Genomic DNA, 20,202 nt, shown 5'->3' on the forward strand with positions numbered 1-20,202 from the left:
CCGACATGAAAACCATCACCCACTTTGGTGGTGATATTGACTTTACCAACGGCAATCATGGCGCTATAGCCAGAGCCCACTTTAGTAACAAGATTGCCGTTGCCAACGGCAATTTGCAAACTGTCATTATCGCCAACGGAAGTAAGAACATTGGCTTGACCGATACCAGCTTGGATGGTTTGACCCAAGCCCACTTTACTAATGATATTGGCCTGGCCAATGCCTATACCTAGCATTGCACCATTACCAATGTGAGTGATAATATTGGCCCGACCTACGGCAAATGTAACCATGCTGCCTTCGTTCTTTCTACCTAATAATGCAGCACCAGTTGCTTTGAGTGCATCAACGCCTGATGTTAAGAATTTTTGTGGTGCAGAAAATACATTACCTCTTGGGAAGAGGCGATGTTTTTCCAAAACAGGGTCTGAGACTACGGAATCTAGTGGGGATACGGTAACTGTAAAACCCTCCACCGAAGATACTCTGCTAATAATATTGGCTTGGCCAACCACCAAACTCATGGTGTTGCCACTTCCTTCTAAATTAACATGGGTAACAATATTGGCTTGACCAATAGCCGCTGTAATTAGATCACCTGATCCAACTTTGGTTACAATATTAGCCTGCCCAATTGCAAACGCAACTGAAAATCCGTTGCCAATGTGAGTAAAAATATTGAAATTACCAACCATAGCCGCCAAAGTGGTGTCATTGCCAACTTTGGTAAAAATATTAGCCTGCCCACCTATCATTAAAGCGGCACTAAAACCATCCCCAACATGGGTGAATATATTAGCATAACCTGCTAGCATTACTGCTACTGTTGTGCCATTGCCAACTTTGGTAAAGATATTGGCTTTTCCGCCTATCATTAAAGCGGCGCTTAACCCGTTGCCAATATGAGTGAATATATTACCACCTGCTGAAAACATTAATGCCAGCGTTGGGCCATTGCCAACCTTGGTAAAAAAATTAACCCCCACAGATACCATTAATGCAGCGGTCATACCATTGCCAACATGGGTTAGCACATTGCCAACACCAAACATGCCAACAATAACATCGCCATTTCCTATTTTGGTGGCAATATTACCTATGCCCAGCATTAACAAATACATCTTGCCCTTACCAACTTGAGTAACAATATTTGCTTTACCAAATAATAGTGCTAAAATATTACCGTCGCCTACTTTGGTAATGATATTGGCACCGCCAAACATCATGGCTTTAATATTGCCCTTACCAACTTGCGTTAGAACATTGGCACCGCCATACATTGCCAAGTCAATATTGCCATCGCCTTGTTTAGTAACAGCATTAACGCCGCCAAATAAAAAGCCACTGACATTGCCTGTAGAAAAATCAGTAAAGACATTGGCACCCGCCGCAAGATACAGAATTGAATTCCCGTAGCCCCTTCTGGTGATGATAGTTGAACCGCCGAGTAATTTGGCGTTTAAAGTGCCTCTCCCTTTATAACTAATTATGTTTGCCACACCAGCGCCGATTAAGCTAAGATTGCCTTTAGAAACTTCTACATCAACAATATTGCCCAATGAAACCAGCATTAACTCAGTATTACCACTGCCGTATCTCTTTAACAGGTTTAAGCAAAAGCCACCGAGTTCTGCCTTTAATCTACCGCTGGTTGACCAAGTAACAACATTGCCACCACCTACTACTGTTAAATTGCCATTACCTTTTAATCCAGAGCGAGTAATAATATTACCACCGCCACCGCCAACAAAGTTTATATTGCCATAATCACCCGTGTGTGTTACCTTGTTAATAGCACCTATCCCTTTAAATGAGACATTGCCATTAGCCGAATGCTCAATAATATTGGCACCGCCACCGCCAATAAAATCAGTATTGCCATACTCAGCTGTATTGATAACATGATTAGCTACACCAACACCCTTGAAGACAATATTACCCTTACGCCCCCCTCTGCGCTCCACTAAATTGTATCCACCAGCACCGAAAAAATCAATATTACCCTCGTGGGTGACGGCATTAACAACTTCATTGTAAAAACCTGCCCCATTAAAATCAATATTACCCGAATAACCTCTGCGCTCCACTTTGTTGTAAGCACCTAGTCCAATGAAATAAATACTGCCTTTATTTGCACTGTTGGTAACTATGTTTGACACCCCAGCGCCAGTAAAGTGAATGTCGCCTTGATCCCCCCCTGTACGCTCCACAATATTAGATGCACCAATACCTTCAAATGAAATATTGCCACGCCTTACCTTACTAATCACTCTGTTGGATATGCCAGCACCTTTAAATGAAATATTCCCCGAATCGCCCCGACGATATATGTAATTACTTGCCGCTGCGCCTTTAAAGTCAATATTGCCCGATCGTCCAGTATGCTGTAAATCCATTGCACCAGCAAGACCAGCGACAGACATATTGCCCCAGCCGCTTTTATCAACAGTCATAAAGCCAGCAGCTCCGTAGATATATAAATGCCCCCAAGTATCATAAACATCCAGCTTTAAACTGGCAGCATATATTGTATCGTTGCCGCCATACATATGAGCGCCATCACCCCATACTGCGAAACCAACAGCGGTTAGTGTGTTGTCACCATCATCTCCTTTGTATGTTCCTGATACAAAATACACAATAGCGTCAACAATTTGTTTTATTATTGAACCCATAAAAACCTCACAATTTTTTGCACAAATAATAATATTTTAATAACATAAGCCTTTGTTGGACGGATGAATACTTACTGTAAACATTATAAATCATCATCTTGAATAAAGGTTGTTAACCAGTTTCATGATGCGCTTACAAGGTATAATTTTATTATTTTCATCCTTGGCAACCTTAACCCTTGTAGCGTACACTTTAGCTTTATTAGGCAAGGTTTTTCTTATTTCTCGATTAAATTGAAAAATATGCTCAAATGGACAAATATATTCCAAAAAGTATATGTTGTCTCCATTATTCCACTCGTTAGCAACTATTTTATAATCTTCATGCAATATCTTATCTAGGGTTTTGTCATCAACTCTTGCCCATACAGCAAAAGCTAAAGGCATATCGTTGTTGTTGCGAATTAATTTGTATTGATCAAGTAAAATCCCCTCTGAAATGCGACTAAAAAAACCACAAATATTATAATGCTTGCAATGTAATTCTGATTGTCTTGACAACCAAAATGCATTTCCTAAGATTTCCATGTACATTTTTTCGGTGATTTTTTCTAGCGCCATAATTCAATAAAGTAAGTCTGTTAAATATAAAAAAATAAAAAAGGGTTTTATTGTACACCCTAAATTCAAATTCTAAGTGCAAATTTAGGAATAAGCGCAATGCTACTTTATTTAAAAATTATCCATTGCCTGATTGGCTAATAAATCCGCCATATCATTGCCTTTATCGCCACTATGACCCTTAACCCAAAACCATGAGACCCGATGCTTTTGATTGAGTTCATCTAATTTTTGCCATAAATCCACATTTTTAACAGGTTTTTTTGCCGCTGTTTTCCAATTTTTTTTCTTCCATCCAGTAATCCATTGTGTTATCCCGTTCATCACATATTTTGAGTCGGTATATAAATCAATGTGGATACTGCTTGATTTAATTGCCTCCAACGCCTTAATTGCAGCCATGAGTTCCATGCGATTATTGGTGGTGTCTTTCTCTGCACCATTGAGTTGCTTCGAATACTCACCATAGCGTAACCACACACCCCAGCCACCAATACCTGGATTACCTCGACAGCCTCCATCAGTATAAATAAGTATTTTATCCATCAATATTCACTTGTAACCAATATTCTAATAACGCCAAATGCCACAGGCGTGAACCATTCAGCGCTGTCATATATTGCTCAGGCTGACTGATGACTTTTTGCACAAAATTTTGATTATAAAGCCCTCGGTTAATGCACTGAGTAGAATTAAGAATATCTGTCATAAATTCTAAAAATTCACCACGCACATATTTGAGTGCCGGCATTGGAAAATAGCCTTTTTTTCTATCAATCACGCTATCAGGTAAAAGCCCGCGTGAGATACGTTTGAGTGGATATTTGCCCCCATCACGCATTTTTAAACTCGGTGGTATGCTCAGTGCATGCTCAATCAAATGGGTGTCCATAAACGGAACGCGTGCCTCCAAACCCCATGCCATAGTCATATTGTCCACGCGTTTCACTGGGTCATCAACGATTAAACGGGTAATATCAGTACGAAAAATCTTATCCATAAATTCTCCCGTATTGTCCTTAGAAAATTCTTTATTTAGCCAATCTTGCGTGTGATTACCTGTGTGATAACTTGCATTGACCGTTTGTAAATATTCTTCATAAGGTCTATCAACATAGTGTTTGGCAAAACGCTCAAATTCACTACCTGATTCGCTTTGCATACGCGCATACCAAAAATACCCAGCAAAAGCCTCATCTGCACCCTGCCCTGATAACACCACTTTAATATGTTTTGACACTTGTTCGGATAACAAATAAAACGCCACTGCGTCCTGCCCTACCATTGGTTCTGCCATATTTGCTACTGCCTCTTCAAGTCGTGGCAATACCTGTGAATTGCTCACTATATACTTTTCATGCTTAGTATTGAATTTCTTAACAATTTGGTCAGAATATTCAAACTCTGAACCGCTCTCATCGTCAATATCTTCAAAACCAATTGAAAAAGTACGAATATCTGAGTGTCCTGCCTCATGCAAAAGTCCAACCAATAACGAAGAATCCAACCCACCTGAGAGCAGCACACCAATTGGCACATCGGCTGCCAACATTCTTTTATCAACAGCTTTAATCAGTAATTCATGCGTTTTTTCTAAATATTCCTCATCTGTCAAACCCGTTCTTTGTGCTTTTGGTTGCCAATACTGTTTTTCAACAATCTTGCCCTTGCTGTCAATACTCAAGGTGGTGGCAGGCTTGACTTTATTAACGCCATTTAAAATGGTATTCGGTGCTGGCACTACGCCGTGCAAGGATAATTGTTGTTGTAACGCTATTGAGTTAATACTGGTATCTGCGCCAATTACGCTCAAAGCTTGCGTATTAGAAGCAAAACTAAATGTTTGATTTGTAAGATTAAAATACAACGGCTTGATCCCCATTCTATCACGCGCAACAAACAATTTTTTGCCATCCCAAATACAAAAAGCAAACATACCATCCAGGTGCAAAACACAATCTTCACCCCACAGATGATAAGACTTAAGAATGACTTCAGTATCAGAAGTAGAGAAAAATCTATAACCTTGTTTGATTAAATCTTGACGCAAGGATTTATAGTTATAAATCGTACCATTAAACACCAAGCTCAGACTTAAGGTATCATCCACCATCGGCTGGTGTGCGTGATTAGACAGATCAATAATGCTCAAGCGTCGATGCCCAAGCCCTACATTTTTATCAAGCCAAATACCACTATCATCAGGACCACGGCGGGCAATTTTTTGCATCATTGTTTCTAAGTCTTGCGACTTAACCACTTGCTTATCAAATCTTAATTGACCACAAATACCACACATATTAAAGTTATAGAGAATGTAAAATAGTCTATTTTATCAAGTTATTGACTATCAGTAATGACTCAAGCACAAACACTTTACGACAAATTAATGAATGCACATGTGGTGCGTGAAGAAAAGAGCACTGCACTTATTTATATTGATAGACAACTCATTCACGAAGTTACCTCTCCTCAAGCCTTTGAAGGCTTAGCAATGGCGGGTAGAAAGCCCTGGCGATTACAAGCAAACTTAGCTGTGCCTGATCATAATGTGCCAACCACAAATCGCTCATCAGGCGTGAATGGTATTACAGACCCTATCTCTAAATTACAAATTGAAACACTGGATAAAAACTGCAAAACATTTGGTATTAATGAAATACCAATGAACGATATCCGTCAAGGCATTGTGCATGTGGTTGGCCCTGAACAAGGCGCCACGCTACCAGGAATGAGCATCGTTTGTGGCGATTCGCACACTTCTACACATGGTGCATTGGGTGCATTGGCATTTGGCATTGGCACTTCGGAAGTAGAGCATGTTTTAGCCACAGGTTGCCTGTGGCAATCTAGGTCAAAAAATCTCAAGATTGAAGTGAATGGTGAGTTGGATAAATATGTCAGTGCTAAAGATGTGGCACTTTATATCATCGGAAAAATCGGCACTGCAGGTGGCACAGGCTATGCAATTGAGTTTTCAGGTAGCACCATTGAAAATCTATCAATTGAAGGCAGAATGACCTTATGCAACATGGCAATTGAAGCAGGCAGTCGTTGTGGCATGATAGCAGTTGATGACAAAACCATTGACTATGTCAAAGGCAGAGCGCTATCTCCAGCAGGTAAAAACTGGGATAAGGCGGTTAAATATTGGCATACTCTACGCTCTGATGATGGTGCACATTTTGACAAAATATTGAGTTTTAAAGCCAATGATATCAAGCCACAAGTTACTTGGGGTACTTCGCCTGAAATGGTCATCGCCATTGATGAGGTCGTGCCTAACCCTAAAAACGCCAAAGACGAAGTACAAAAAACCAGTTGGGAAAATGCGTTGAATTACACACATCTTAAAGCCGATACTAAGATTTCAGACATTAAAATTGACAAAGTTTTTATTGGCTCCTGCACCAACTCTCGTATTGAGGATTTACGCATTGCTGCTGAAGTTGCAAAAGGCAAACATATTGCCAGCAATATCAAACTTGCCTTGGTCGTCCCTGGCTCTGGTTTGATTAAAAAACAAGCTGAATATGAAGGTTTGGATAAAATATTTATAGATAGCGGGTTTGAGTGGCGTGAAGCAGGTTGCTCTATGTGTTTGGCAATGAATGCAGATAAACTAGAAGCTGGTGAACGATGCGCTTCAACTTCAAATCGCAATTTTGAGGGTCGTCAAGGACAAGGTTCATTCACGCATTTAGTTAGCCCTGCAATTGCTGCTGCCAGCGCGATTGCGGGTCATTTTTCAAATGTTTGATGCGTAAAAATACGTCATTTCTTGCGATGGAACCCAGCAATCAGACTTTTAAAGCTTTAATGGGTAACAGCGTTAAATATAATGTGCCGCATTTCCAAAGAGATTACTCATGGGATAAAGAACAATGGGAAGAGCTATGGGAAGATATTGAAAATTTAAACGAAGAAGAGGAAGATATTGAAAATTTAAACGAAGAAGAGCATTATATGGGCTATATTGTCCTTCAGCGTAATGAAAAAGATAAAAACAATTTTGTAATCATTGATGGGCAACAGCGCCTTATTACTCTATCTCTTTTGATTTTATCAGCCATGCATAAGATTCAAAATTTACCTAATGACAACGAAAATACTGAAGATAATAAAATACGATTAAACGAAATAAGAAGAGGTTTTATTGGTACATTAAGCCCTACCACACTTGCGCCTTATAACAAACTAGTTTTAAATAGAAATAACAATACTAAATTTAAAAAACTGACTGAAGATTTGCAACCCCTAGTCAATAGAAATTTAACCAAAACAGACAAATTAATGTCGGATTGTTTTGAATTTTTCTGCAAAAAAATAACCCATGACTCTGGCTTAAATATTGCTAAATTTATTGAACGAACAGCAGATGGCATGTTGTTTACTAAAATTGTAGTAGATAATAACTTAAATGCTTACAAAGTTTTTGAAACGCTAAACGCTAGAGGCGTTCAACTTTCAACCCCCGATTTGCTTAAAAATTATTTATTTTCAAAAGTTGTTGATAACAATCAGCGTACTGTTGATGAGAGCGAACTTAATGACATGGATGAAAAGTGGAGTGGCATCATTTCAGAATTAGGGGAGAGAAATTTCACGGACTTTGTGCGTTATTACCATAATACGCATTACTCTCTAGTTACCAAGAAAAAATTATTTGCCAGTATTAGAGATAAAATTCAACAACCGAAAGAGACTGTAGACTATTTAAGAAATCTATCGAAATACGCCCCTATCTATGCAGCACTTAACGATGCAGAAGATAAATTATGGGGCAATCCAAATTATGATTCAGTCAAACCCTACTTAAAGGCTTTTAAATTATTCAACATTAAACAGCCGTTTTTACTGCTATTAACCGCTTATGATAAGTTTAGTCCCGATGAGTTTGTAAAACTTGCCAAATATTTATATATTTTATCTATTCGTTACAATGTCATTATTCACTCTTCGCCCAACGAGCAAGAAAAGACTTACAACACATTAGCAATGAAAATTTCAAGTGGAGAATTGGAACGAGCAAGTCATATTAAAAATCAACCAGAGTTTAAGCAGTTATATCCCAATGATCAAGCGTTCCAATCCGTATTAAAATATCATACTATGCCCAGCCGACAAAGCAATAAAAAAATTCGCTTTCTATTAACAGAGGTTGAAAACAAACTGGCAAACACCGCTTCAGATTACAACACTTGGACTTTAGAGCATATTGCCCCCTATAATATCACCGAAGAATGGGAAAGATATTATCAAGAGCAACATCGCCAAGCTGTTGACAGATTGGGTAATATGACGCTATTAATAAAAGAAGATAACAAAAACTGCGGCACTCAACTGTTCAATGAGAAAAAGGCGATTTACCAAAATTCTCTCTCTAAACTCTCTCAAAAAATATCTGAATACGCTGAATGGGATAGCGAAACACTTGAGAGTCATCAAGACTGGCTGGCGAAACAAGCCGTAAATACTTGGAGTATAAATTATGAATAAATTTACTACACTAACCTCTATTACCGCACCGCTTGATAGAGCAAATGTGGATACCGATGCGATTATTCCTAAGCAATTCTTGAAATCCATCAAGCGCTCGGGCTTTGGCGTGAATTTATTCGACGAGTGGCGCTACCTAGACCACGGCGAAGTAGGTATGGACAATAGCAAGCGCCCACTCAATACAGATTTTATTTTAAATAAATCTGAGTATCAAGGTGCACAAATACTTTTAGCAAGAGAGAATTTCGGCTGTGGATCAAGTCGCGAGCATGCGCCTTGGGCGTTAGAAGATTATGGTTTTCGGGTGATTATTGCACCGAGTTTTGCCGATATTTTTTACAATAATTGCTTTAAAAATGGACTCTTACCAATTGTGCAAGATAATAATGTGATGGACGAATTATTTGCATTTGGCAATGCAATCACCATTGACCTTAAAGCGCAAACTATCCTTGCTAATAGCAAAACTTACACATTCGATATTGATGGCGAACGCAAACGACGCTTAACAAACGGCTTAGACGATATTGACCTAACTTTGCAATATGCTAAAGAGATTAAAAACTTTGAAAAAAACTACTTCAAAACTTATTCTTGGTTGTAAGAAGGCTATAATTTAGCTATCATGATTGGGCAATTAACAGGCAAAATTTTAGAAAAAAACCCACCTGAAGTGCTACTTGAGGTAGGTGGTATTGGCTATGAAGTGCTTTGCCCAATGCCTACTTTTTACGCCATGGAAAATAGAGGTGAACTGACGCTACATACACATTTTCATGTTAAAGAAGACGCGCAAACACTGTACGGCTTTATCTCTAAAGATGAAAAAACCATATTCAGAGAGTTGATTCGTGTCAATGGTGTTGGACCCAAAGTGGCATTATCGATTTTGTCACATCTTGATATTGCCACGCTAATGAGTGCAGTTGCCAATGATGATGATGCATTACTGGCAAAAACGCCAGGTATTGGCAAGAAAACCGCACAAAAGTTGATTGTTGAACTTAAAGACCGTTTGACAAAACTTGAACTCACTGACACCAATCACCAAACTGTTGCACTTAGCAACAGCAATCCAAACACTGGAAAAGCATTATCTGCACTACAAGCGCTCGGCTTTAAGGTTAAGGAAGCTGAAAAGATGCTGAGCGCCATCACTGATAATTCATTAAGTACTGAGCAACTTATTCGCTTAGCACTCCAGAATAAATAATGAAAATTAGTCAAAGATTAAGCCTTAAACTTAACTTTCTTTCCTTCTATCCAGCTCACAAACTCATAATTTATTAAATACAGACACGGCAGCAACACCAAAGTTATTAAAGTACCGAAGAGTAACCCATAACCTAACGACAATGCCATGGGTTGCAAGAGAAAATCGCTACCACCAATACCATAAGCCATTGGAATGACGCCCGCTAAAGTGGTAAGTGTGGTTAGCACGACCGCACGCAAACGCTCTTTTGCACCACGCACTACCCATTCAAACACAGGTGTAGTGGTAGATAATTTTTGTTTTAAATAATTCAGGTGTGACACCATCACCAAAGAATCGTTTACAATCACGCCAATAAGCGCCAAACCGCCTAGCATGGCAAAAAAACTGAGCGCTTGAGCGTGCAGGAAAAATGCCCAAATAACGCCAATAGCTGAAAATGGAATGGCACTTAATACCAATAACGGCTGGGTGTAGGAATTAAACAATAGCACCAATAATAAAAATATTGCAAAAACTGCTATCATGAACGCCTTTAGCAAACTCTTCATTGATTTTTGCGTTTCTTTTGCACCTCCTTCATTCAGAATACGAACATCAGGATACAAAACAGTTGCATTTAGCTGTTCTAACGCTTGCTTAATAATAGCTTGTGATGTCGTTACTTGGTCATCAACACTACCGCTAACTAGCACTGAACGCTGTCCATCAAAATGATTAAAATCTGGCTCTCCATCAATATATTGAATCGATGAAAATTGCTTAAGTGGTACTGGTCTAGCATTACGGTTACTAATTTTTAATGTACTAATAACACCCTCAGATTGCTTTGGGTTACCTAGATACATACGAAAATTAACATCGGTATCGCCATAACGGATATCAGTAACATCAATACCAGTAAAAACAGACCTTAGATAACGATTCACAGTTTCAAAATCAACATTTAGTCTTGCCATTTTTTCAAAATCAAGCACCACTTCAATGCGTGATTTACCTAATTTATCATCTCTATCAATATTATCTAGTCCTTTGACATTGGAGAAAATTTTCTCAAGTTCATTAGCAGCACCTTGGCGTTGCTTGTCATTACTCCCAATAATTTGTATCTCAACATCTTCACCTTGTGGTGGACCTGGTCGCCTGACTGAAAAGGTTAGTTTTTCAACTTCTGGAATATCTTGAGCGTGATTTTTTAACTGTGATAATAATTTTTCTACTTGTTGCTTTCTTTTCCCAGAAGGAACTAAGTCAATACTAAATTTTGCCATATGGTCAAATTCTCGACCAATAACATTGGTTAGTGAATCTAGATCATCACCCACTATTTTGGTAATTAACTTTTCTACTTTCTGACTAATTTGCATTGTATGCTGCAAAGAACTGCCCGCCGGCATTTGTAGTTTTGCCTTAATTACATCCGCGCCTATAGCAGGAAACATGGTAAAATGCATTTGTGTTGCAACAAAATACACTGAACCCAACAAAGCCACTAGAAATACCACTACCACCAAATAACGCAGCCTTAATACTTTATTGAGAAAGCCTTCAAACCATTTTTCAATTTTATCAAACAAAGCTTGCCCAAGCGGTTTTTCATCTAGGCCAGCCAGATGTGCTGGCAAGGCAATTGTCACCTCTATAAAAGACAGCGTAAGGGCAAAAATCACCACCAGTGGAATAACATAAATAAATTTACCCATTGTCCCACCCATTAAAAACATAGATGAAAATGCAAAAATAGTGGTTAATATTGTGGCAACTACTGGCATAATAACGCGTTTAAAGCCTCGTACAGCAGACTGATATTTATCCCCTCCCTTATGCTTATGGCGGTGGATGCTTTCTGCTACAATAATTGAATCATCCACCACAATACCCAGCACTAGTATCATTGCTGCCAAAGATATTAGGTTAATAGTCTCGCCACTCGCATCTAATAGTGCCACTGCACCTAATAGAGATACTGGCAAACTAAGTGCCACCCAAAATGCTGTTTTTAAAGATAAAAACACACCAAGTACAAGCAATACCAGCAACAAACCAATCACCCCATTCTTGGTGACAATATCAAGTCGATTACGCACCAATTTAGATAAATCAGAAGAATAAAAAATCCTCAATTTTGGATGTTTTTTACGCTGTAGTTCGTTTATTTTTTCTTTGATTAAATCAATGGTGGTAATAATATCCGCTTGCTCTTGCTTACGAATGTTCAGAATAAAACCTTTATTACTGTTAACACGAATGATAGATTTTTCCTCAACATTGCCATCAGTAATACTGGCAATGTCTTTTAAGTGTATTACCGGCCCATCAAAACTTGACTTAACAACCACATCACCAACGGCCTGTGCTTTATCAAAATTAGCCAATACAACAATGGTTTTTTCATCAGTAATGTCATGATTATTTCCTACTGTATAACGCTGATTGCGTTTTTCAATGGCATCAATCACTTGCGGCAGGGATAATTCATATTGATAGAGTTTATCAGTATCAATTCTAATTTGGATTTCCCTGTCTAAATACCCTTCCTTAACCACTTCAGAAACCCCATCAACCAACTCTAGCTCTCTGGCAATCACATCAACACTGTTTCTTAATTCGGAAAAAGAGAGGGTTTTGCTACTAAGGTTCACTTTTAAAATACTTCTAAGTGAGATTTTTCGATCAACTACCTTGGGTAAGTCCACTACCTCTTTTGGAAAGCTTCTAACTCGATCAACTGCATTGGTAATTTCTTGTTTTAAGGCGCCAATATCACTTGTATCTTGAGACAGTGTTACAAAAATACTAGAGATCCCTTCACGAGAAAATGAGGTGAAGCTATCAATTCCTGTGATGCCTCGAAGCTCATCTTCGATTGGGTTAGTAACATTTTGTTCAACATCCTCAGGGGAGGCACCAGAATAAGCTGTAACAATAGTGACAACTTCAAAATCTACGACAGGAAATTGATCTCTTTGAATATTAAACAAAGAAAACAATCCAACAACAATAACACTGACGGTAAAAACCAGTGCTAACTTTTTTTGTTTAACAAAGAAACTAAAAAAACTATCCATAATGCACTAGTATACCAAAACACCTAAACAAAAAAAATTACTGAAGGGATCGTAACATCATAAATGTGATAATTTTTTGCGATTTATTAACTGTTACCGCGCTCTTTTTCTTTCAGTTTCAGTTAATAGACGCTTACGAATACGCGTATTGTTTGGCGTTACTTCAACCAATTCATCATCATCAATAAACTCTAATGCTTGCTCTAAATCAAGCTTAATTGCAGGCGTAAGAGACACAGCCTCATCAGTACCTGAGGCACGAACATTGGTGAGCTGCTTACCTTTCATGACATTTACCACCAAATCCTTATCACGCGAGTGAATGCCCACCACCATACCTTCATAAATATCAGTATTGTGTTCAACAAAGAATTTACCTGATTTTTGCAAGTTAAAAATCGCATATGCCACTGCTTGACCTTGTGTCATAGAAATAAGCGAACCATTGTTTCGCTGCCCAATCTCACCCTCTTTTCTTGGCTTGTAAGCATCAAATGAAGAGTTCATTAAACCTGTGCCTGTCGTAGCGGTTAAAAATTCTGTTCTAAAACCAATCAAACCGCGTGCAGGGATATTAAAATCTAATTTCACTCTACCATTGCCATCAGGCATCATATTGGTTAATTCGCCTTTGCGCTCGCCGAGTTTTTCCATTACTGTGCCTTGATGCTGACTTTCAACATCCACGCTCAAATCTTCAAACGGCTCACAAATCACCCCATCAATCTCTTTTAAAATTACCTGTGGACGACCTACTGCCAACTCAAACCCTTCACGGCGCATGGTTTCAATCAATATAGATAAATGTAGCTCACCCCGACCCGATACTAAAAACTCAGATGGGTCTTGTGTATTTTCAACACGAAGTGCCACATTATAAATAAGCTCTTTATCCAAACGGTCACGGATATTTCTTGAAGTAATGTATTTACCATCTTGACCTGCAAACGGCGAATCATTGACACGAAATGCCATTGATACTGTTGGCTCATCCACACTAAGTGGTGGCAAGGCTTCAACGGTTTCAACATCACAAATCGTATCTGAAATAGAAATACCTTCAATACCTGTGACACAAGCAATATTACCCGCCTCAGCGCTGTTTGTATCTATCTTTTCCAAACCCATAAAGCCCATCAAACCTGCAATTTTGGCCTTGCGCTGCGCACCATCAGCGCTCACCACCATCACTTGCTGATTTTTCTTAATTGTGCCACGGGTAATGCGTCCAATACCAATCGCACCAATAAATGATGAATAGTCTAAAGCAGTAATTTGCATTTGCAATGGTGCATTAACATCAACATCGGGTGCCGCTACTTTATCCACAATGGTTTCAAACATTGGTGTCATGTCACCTGAGCGTACATCGTCTTCTAAACTCGCATAACCATTAATACTTGAAGCGTAAATAATCGGAAAATCTAATTGTTCATCGGTTGCACCCAATTGATCAAATAAATCAAATACTTGGTCAATCACCCAATCAGGGCGTGCTGCATCTTTATCAATTTTATTAATCACCACGATTGGATTAAGTCCTTGGTCAAAAGCCTTCTTAGTCACAAAACGCGTTTGTGGCATTGGACCTTCCTGTGCATCTACTAATAGCAAAACTGAATCTACCATTGACAGTACACGCTCTACCTCACCACCAAAGTCAGCGTGTCCTGGCGTGTCAACAATGTTAATATGATAATCATTCCACTTAATCGCCGTGTTCTTACTAGAGATAGTAATACCTCGTTCTTTTTCTAAATCATTAGAATCCATCATTCTATCACTTGACTCAAAGCGCTCATTAAAAGTCTGAGACTGCTCCAATAATTTATCAACCAGTGTCGTTTTTCCATGGTCAACATGGGCAATAATGGCAATATTCCTAAGCTTATCGTTCATTTTATGATATTGAAAGTGTTTAAAAAATTCGCTATTATCCCCTAAAGTATCCCTATATTAGCATTAAAATAAAGACAATTAGCCAAAACATTGGATTGCAACACTTATTTTGTCAAACCGTATAAAGGCATTATATTTATAAATTGAGTTATCCAAAAATTTGTTGTATAATCTACTTAATGTAGTAAAGTAGTTTAATTTTTAACATAAACCAATAAGAGGGAATAACAAATGACATATAAAGACGATAAAAGCACTAAAATAGAAATAGCCTGTAGTTATAAGAGAGCAACTGTTGAAGACACCACTAAAATAGCTAGTGCTGATGCCAAAGTCGCTAAAATCGCTATTGAAAATGCCGATAAAGACGCTCAGGCTGCTAAAATTGCTATTGAGCATGCCAATGAAACTGCTCAAGTTGCTAAACGCGACGGAGACGATTATTCTATTAAAAAGGCTGATTATTATGCCATTCTAGCAAAAGACGCTATTGCAAAAGCTGATGCTTCTGCTGAAATCGCTAAAGACGCTATTGCAAAAGCTGATGCTTCTGCTGAAATCGCCAAAAATACCATTGAAGTTGCTGACGACGCTATTGCTAAAACAGAAGACAAGCATAATGACAATCAAGCCAACGACAAAACACAAGAAGATTTTAATAACAAAGGCACTGGAGAAGGGATTGATGTTACTGATGATTCTACCGCCTATGATACTAATGTTCTTGTTATCGATATGACTAATGGTACCTTGATTGATCAAAATACAGAAGGAACTCAGTATAAACTTACTGAGGATTCTGTCAGCGATAGCACTGATGATATCTTGATTTATCAAAGAACTTGGCACACTGAAGAAGGAATTAATCTTACTGATGTTTTTATCAGATATGGTATTAATGATATCTTGATTGATCAAAATACAGAAGGAGCTCAGTATAAACTTACTTTGCTTGATCAAAATACAGAAGAAACTCCATATTCTAACAGCACGGGATGCTACAAAACTGTTAACGAGTCAATAGTTTCTGATATTAGTGGAAATAACTGGAATGAGGTGCAAGACCTTGCTATTTTATAGTAATTGATTAGTTTAGGATTCCTACAAAAACCCCGGTACAATTTATGAAATACATAAATTGTACCGGGGTTTTTTGGTATCTGTAGATAATCTGATTATTAGCGCCTATACGACAAACTCTATTGTTGACAATAATTCAGGAAAATTTTATATACTATTTAGCAAAACCGATACAAAAGTTATTGATTTTGCAGGTATAAATAAAAGCGAAGGCAATGTTATCGAAAGGAGGGGGTTAGCCAGCCAGCCCAGAAGTGCAGTGCAAAGAAATAGATATCCATATATTTCCACCCCTTAATAAATATGAATAAACGACAATGATATTATTGAGGTCTTTGTATAAAATAAAGGTGATTGGCAAAATCCAATTTTTGCCCAATTGATGATTTCTTTAAAGCTTGTCCTAGCAGGGCTAAGGCTGGGTTACCCTCCTAGAGGACTGCTGGGTGTCGCTGGAAAAATCGTCAAGTGGGTGAAAAGTGGGTTTTTGATGATTATTCCTATTTATACAAAGGTCTCCCATTAAATATTAATTTAATATGACAAAAAAAGGATCTTCTGCTCGCTGGATGAATGAACATCTAAATGATGAGTATGTAAAACGCGCACAAAAGGAGGGTTATCGCTCGCGGGCAGTTTATAAACTAACTGAAATCAATGATAAAGACAAATTTATCAAATCTGGCAATGTGGTCTTGGATTTAGGCGCTGCCCCTGGTGGTTGGAGTCAAGTTGCAATTAAAATGGTTGGCAGAAAAGGACAAGTGATTGCTAGCGATATTTTGAATATTAAACCCATTGATGGTGTGGATTTCCTGCGTGGTGACTTTACTAAAATTGAAGTTTACGAAGCATTACTCGCACTCACAAAAGGCAAAAAAGTTGATATAGTGCTTAGCGATATGGCACCAAATATGAGCGGACAACTCTCTGTTGATATTCCAAAATCTATGTATCTGTGCGAATTAGCACTAGATTTGGCAATAAAAACACTCACACCACAAGGTTACTTCTTTGTTAAAGTCTTTCAAGGTGTGGGCTTTGATGAGTATGTCAAGGCTGCTCGAGTGGCTTTTAACAAAGTAGTCATTCGCAAACCCAAGGCATCACGCGCACGCTCTAAAGAAGTATATCTATTAGCCAATAGTTTAAAATAAACACCTATGAACACCTTTGAAGATATTCAAAATCTAATTCAAAATGACATTAATAAAACTGACCAAGTATTAATTGAACATCTGGGCTCTAATGTGGCACTTATCAATCAGATGAGTGGTTATATTATTAACGCTGGCGGTAAGCGTTTGCGTCCGCTGTTGTTGTTGTTATGTGCACGCGCCACCCATTACCAAGGTGAGCATCATCATTTAATGGCAGTAGTGATTGAACTTATTCATACCGCTACCTTATTACACGATGATATTGTTGATGAGTCTAAGTCACGCCGTGGCAAAGAAACTGCCAACAAGGTTTGGGGTAATGCTGCCAGCGTGCTGGTAGGTGACTTCCTTTATTCTCGTGCGTTCGAAATGATGGTTAAATCTGATTCAATGCGCATTATGACAATTCTATCTAAAGCCACTAATGAAATTGCACAAGGTGAGGTGTTACAACTGCTAAATTGTCAAAATTCTGCCCTTACTGAAGAAGAATATTATCAAGTCATTGAACGCAAAACAGCGGTATTATTTCAAGCAGCAACACAAATTGGTGGACTTTTATCAAATATAGACAAAGTACAAGAACAAGCGCTAAAAAATTACGGCTTGCATCTCGGTAATGCCTTTCAAATTATCGACGATGTGTTGGATTACCAATCTAATGCTGAGACTATGGGTAAAGAAGTTGGTGATGATTTAAGTGAAGGTAAAACCACACTACCGATAATTTATGCACTCAAAAATACGGTTGCCAAAGACAGGCAACTGCTAAAAGACGCCATTAATAACGCAGACAATTCTAAAATTGAACAGGTCCTTGGTATTTTACAATCAGTGAATGCTTTTGATTACACCCGCAAACAAGCGCAGAAATCAGCCAACCTTGCAAAAAAATCATTAGACTCTTTACAAGATTCTAAATACAAAGAAGCACTTATTTTGCTTTGCGATCTATCCTTGCAAAGAAAATCTTAAATGCTTTCTGACGAGTTAAAAGCCAAAATCCGTGATTCGTTTATTGCGTTAAAAGAAGATATGGATGGCTTTCAAGTACGCGGCTCACAAAACAAAATGATTGCAGAAATCTCCAAAACTTTAGCTGGAGAATACGATAGCAACAAAATTCTATGCGTAGAAGCGCCAACTGGCACAGGTAAGACTTTTGCTTACCTACTAAGTAGCATCCCTATTGCTAAATTCAGCAAAAAAACGCTAATTGTTTCTAGTGCAAATGTTGCCTTACAAGAGCAACTGTTGTTAAAAGACTTACCCAAAGCGCAAAAATATTGTACAGTGGATTTTGAATACACATTGGCTAAAGGGCGTTCTCGTTATGTATGTATTCGAGATTTGATTAATTTAGCACAAGATAACGCTAGCGAAGAGTTGCCACTTAACACCGATTTATTATTTGACAAACCCCCTAACCAGTATCAATTAAGAGCATTAAACCATTTACACGATGACTACGAAGCAAAAAAATGGAATGGCGAGATTGATGATTTAACCAAAACTCCTGAGACTATGCTGTGGCAAAAAATTGCCTGTAATCGTTTCACTTGCACTGTGAAAAACTGTGAATTTTATCAAGATTGTGCTTTTTTTAAAGCACGAAAAAAAATCGCCCAAGCTGATGTGATTATTGCCAACCACGACTTAGTATTAGCAGATTTATCAACAGGAAATACAGTGCTACCTGATGTGGCAGATAGTATATTTATTTTTGATGAAGCGCACCATCTAAATACTAAAGCCTTATCGCACTTTTCGCTGAGCACCAATACCGAATTTATCAAAAGTAGCCTTCGTCAAGCCAAAGGACTCAGTGAACAAATCGCCGAACTCACCGAACAAGATCCGATTGAAATTGATATTAAACAAATAGATGGCTACTTACAAGACTTGAGTAGCTTATTAAAATCGCTGTCTTTTGATGAAAATGTATACCTATTTAATCAAGGAAAAGTTGATAGTGGTATTGCTAAAATTAGCACACAACTCAACACCTTAATCACCCACACTCTAAACAAATTCATCATCTTGAAAAAATCATGGGAAGATTACTTAAAAATAAAACCCATTGATAAGCATATTGCTAGCCCACTGAATAACGCCCTTGGTGAATGCGAACAACATTTAATCAATATTGTTGAGCTATTCTTATCATTTTTAAGAACTGATGATGATGCTAAAAAATCACCTTATTCTCGCTGGATTGAAAAAAATATCTCTAATAAAAAGACCAACTATAGCCTTTGTAGCGCACAAACAGATATCTCTACTAACTTAGATACTCTAATTTGGTCCAAGGCAGCAGGTTGTGTCTTAACTTCTGCCACGCTATCTTCACTGGGTAGTTTTGACAGGCTAAATAAACAATTAGGTTTGGTGAAAACACAAAACCAATATTTGCGTCTACCATCGCCTTTTTCTTTTGAACAAGTAGATTTCGTAATTGCCAAATTTAAGGCTGCACCTCAACAAGTCTATGAGCACACACAAGAAGTTGCCACACAACTATTACAGCGTATTGATCCCAATCAAGGTACACTGGTATTGTTCGCTTCAAACAAACAAATGCAAATGGTAGCAGACTTGGTTGAAAACAAGCTCGAACCACATTTATTGGTGCAAGGCGAATTCTCAAAAAAAGGGATTTTAGAAAAACACATCAATTTGCGACAACAAAATCAAGCTAGTGTGATTTTTGGACTGGATAGTTTTGCCGAAGGCGTAGACCTCAAAGGCGACAATCTTACCCATGTGATTATTGTAAAACTACGCTTTAATGTGCCTACCTCACCGATTGACAAGACACTAGCAGACTACTTAGAATCACAAAAACGCAACCCATTTATGGAGATATCCCTACCTGATGCTTCGCTCAAACTCATTCAAGCCTGCGGTAGATTGATTCGTACTGAAACTGATACAGGCAAAATCACCATTTTTGATAATCGACTTGTCACTAAATTCTACGGCAAACAACTTCTCAACGCCCTACCCAATTACAATATAGTCGTTGAATAAAAAGCAATTCT

The 20,202-nt window shown here is 38.2% G+C and carries 13 protein-coding genes and 1 pseudogene; 8 read left to right on the forward strand and 6 right to left on the reverse strand.

The window, feature by feature from the left end:
* From BHECKSOX2_RS09680 to BHECKSOX2_RS09695, 4 genes and pseudogenes are all read right to left on the reverse strand, one after another.
* Positions 1-2,675, reverse strand: a pseudogene (locus tag BHECKSOX2_RS09680) (hypothetical protein); the annotation flags it as partial.
* Positions 2,676-2,768: 93 nt separating this feature from the next.
* Complete coding sequence (locus tag BHECKSOX2_RS09685; protein WP_139683401.1) at positions 2,769-3,236, reverse strand: toxin-activating lysine-acyltransferase; 468 nt, start codon at positions 3,234-3,236, stop codon at positions 2,769-2,771.
* Between the two features lie 111 nt (positions 3,237-3,347).
* On the reverse strand, positions 3,348-3,782 hold the full coding sequence (gene rnhA, locus BHECKSOX2_RS09690) for a ribonuclease HI (protein WP_139683402.1): 435 nt from the start codon (positions 3,780-3,782) through the stop codon (positions 3,348-3,350).
* A complete protein-coding gene (locus BHECKSOX2_RS09695; RefSeq protein ID WP_139683403.1) occupies positions 3,775-5,535 on the reverse strand; it encodes an N-acetylglutaminylglutamine amidotransferase in 1,761 nt (586 codons plus the stop codon). The genes rnhA and BHECKSOX2_RS09695 overlap by 8 nt, the downstream gene beginning before the upstream one ends.
* 57 nt (positions 5,536-5,592) lie before the next feature.
* Between BHECKSOX2_RS09695 and leuC the strand changes: the two genes are divergently transcribed.
* Genes leuC through ruvA form a run of 4 tightly spaced genes read left to right on the forward strand, consistent with a single transcriptional unit; the run spans position 5,593 to position 9,951 of the window.
* Positions 5,593-6,996: a 3-isopropylmalate dehydratase large subunit gene (gene leuC, locus BHECKSOX2_RS09700; RefSeq protein ID WP_139683404.1), complete on the forward strand. Its 1,404-nt coding sequence runs from the start codon at positions 5,593-5,595 to the stop codon at positions 6,994-6,996.
* Between the two features lie 26 nt (positions 6,997-7,022).
* Positions 7,023-8,735 (forward strand): DUF262 domain-containing protein, encoded by a 1,713-nt coding sequence (locus tag BHECKSOX2_RS09705; RefSeq protein WP_245391374.1) that lies wholly within the window; start codon positions 7,023-7,025, stop codon positions 8,733-8,735.
* The gene (leuD, locus tag BHECKSOX2_RS09710; protein ID WP_139683406.1) at positions 8,728-9,342 is read left to right on the forward strand and encodes a 3-isopropylmalate dehydratase small subunit; all 615 of its coding nucleotides are present in this window, start codon (positions 8,728-8,730) and stop codon (positions 9,340-9,342) included. The genes BHECKSOX2_RS09705 and leuD overlap by 8 nt, the downstream gene beginning before the upstream one ends.
* A gap of 21 nt (positions 9,343-9,363) precedes the next feature.
* The gene (ruvA, locus tag BHECKSOX2_RS09715) at positions 9,364-9,951 is read left to right on the forward strand and encodes a Holliday junction branch migration protein RuvA (RefSeq protein WP_139683407.1); all 588 of its coding nucleotides are present in this window, start codon (positions 9,364-9,366) and stop codon (positions 9,949-9,951) included.
* 17 nt (positions 9,952-9,968) lie between these two features.
* On the opposite strand, the gene BHECKSOX2_RS09720 is transcribed toward ruvA, so the two are convergent.
* Together BHECKSOX2_RS09720 and typA are read right to left on the reverse strand one after the other, a co-directional pair.
* Positions 9,969-13,022: an efflux RND transporter permease subunit gene (locus BHECKSOX2_RS09720; protein ID WP_139683408.1), complete on the reverse strand. Its 3,054-nt coding sequence runs from the start codon at positions 13,020-13,022 to the stop codon at positions 9,969-9,971.
* 93 nt (positions 13,023-13,115) lie between these two features.
* Positions 13,116-14,921, reverse strand: a complete 1,806-nt coding sequence (typA, locus tag BHECKSOX2_RS09725; RefSeq protein ID WP_139683409.1) for a translational GTPase TypA — start codon at positions 14,919-14,921, stop codon at positions 13,116-13,118.
* Positions 14,922-15,152: 231 nt separating this feature from the next.
* On the opposite strand from typA, the gene BHECKSOX2_RS09730 reads away from it, so the two are divergent.
* The 4 genes from BHECKSOX2_RS09730 (at position 15,153) to dinG (ending at position 20,191) form a co-directional block, all read left to right on the forward strand.
* On the forward strand, positions 15,153-16,001 hold the full coding sequence (locus BHECKSOX2_RS09730) for a hypothetical protein (RefSeq protein ID WP_139683410.1): 849 nt from the start codon (positions 15,153-15,155) through the stop codon (positions 15,999-16,001).
* A 539-nt stretch (positions 16,002-16,540) separates the two neighbouring features.
* On the forward strand, positions 16,541-17,158 hold the full coding sequence (gene rlmE, locus BHECKSOX2_RS09735; RefSeq protein WP_139683411.1) for a 23S rRNA (uridine(2552)-2'-O)-methyltransferase RlmE: 618 nt from the start codon (positions 16,541-16,543) through the stop codon (positions 17,156-17,158).
* A 6-nt stretch (positions 17,159-17,164) separates the two neighbouring features.
* A complete protein-coding gene (locus BHECKSOX2_RS09740) occupies positions 17,165-18,136 on the forward strand; it encodes a polyprenyl synthetase family protein (RefSeq protein ID WP_139683412.1) in 972 nt (323 codons plus the stop codon).
* Positions 18,137-20,191 carry an ATP-dependent DNA helicase DinG gene (gene dinG, locus BHECKSOX2_RS09745; RefSeq protein ID WP_139683413.1) on the forward strand — a complete coding sequence of 685 codons (2,055 nt, stop codon included), beginning with the start codon at positions 18,137-18,139 and terminating at the stop codon, positions 20,189-20,191.
* Positions 20,192-20,202 lie beyond the last annotated feature (11 nt).

It is taken from the genome of thiotrophic endosymbiont of Bathymodiolus puteoserpentis (Logatchev) (assembly GCF_900127505.1).
In the GTDB taxonomy this organism is placed as follows: domain Bacteria; phylum Pseudomonadota; class Gammaproteobacteria; order PS1; family Pseudothioglobaceae; genus Thiodubiliella.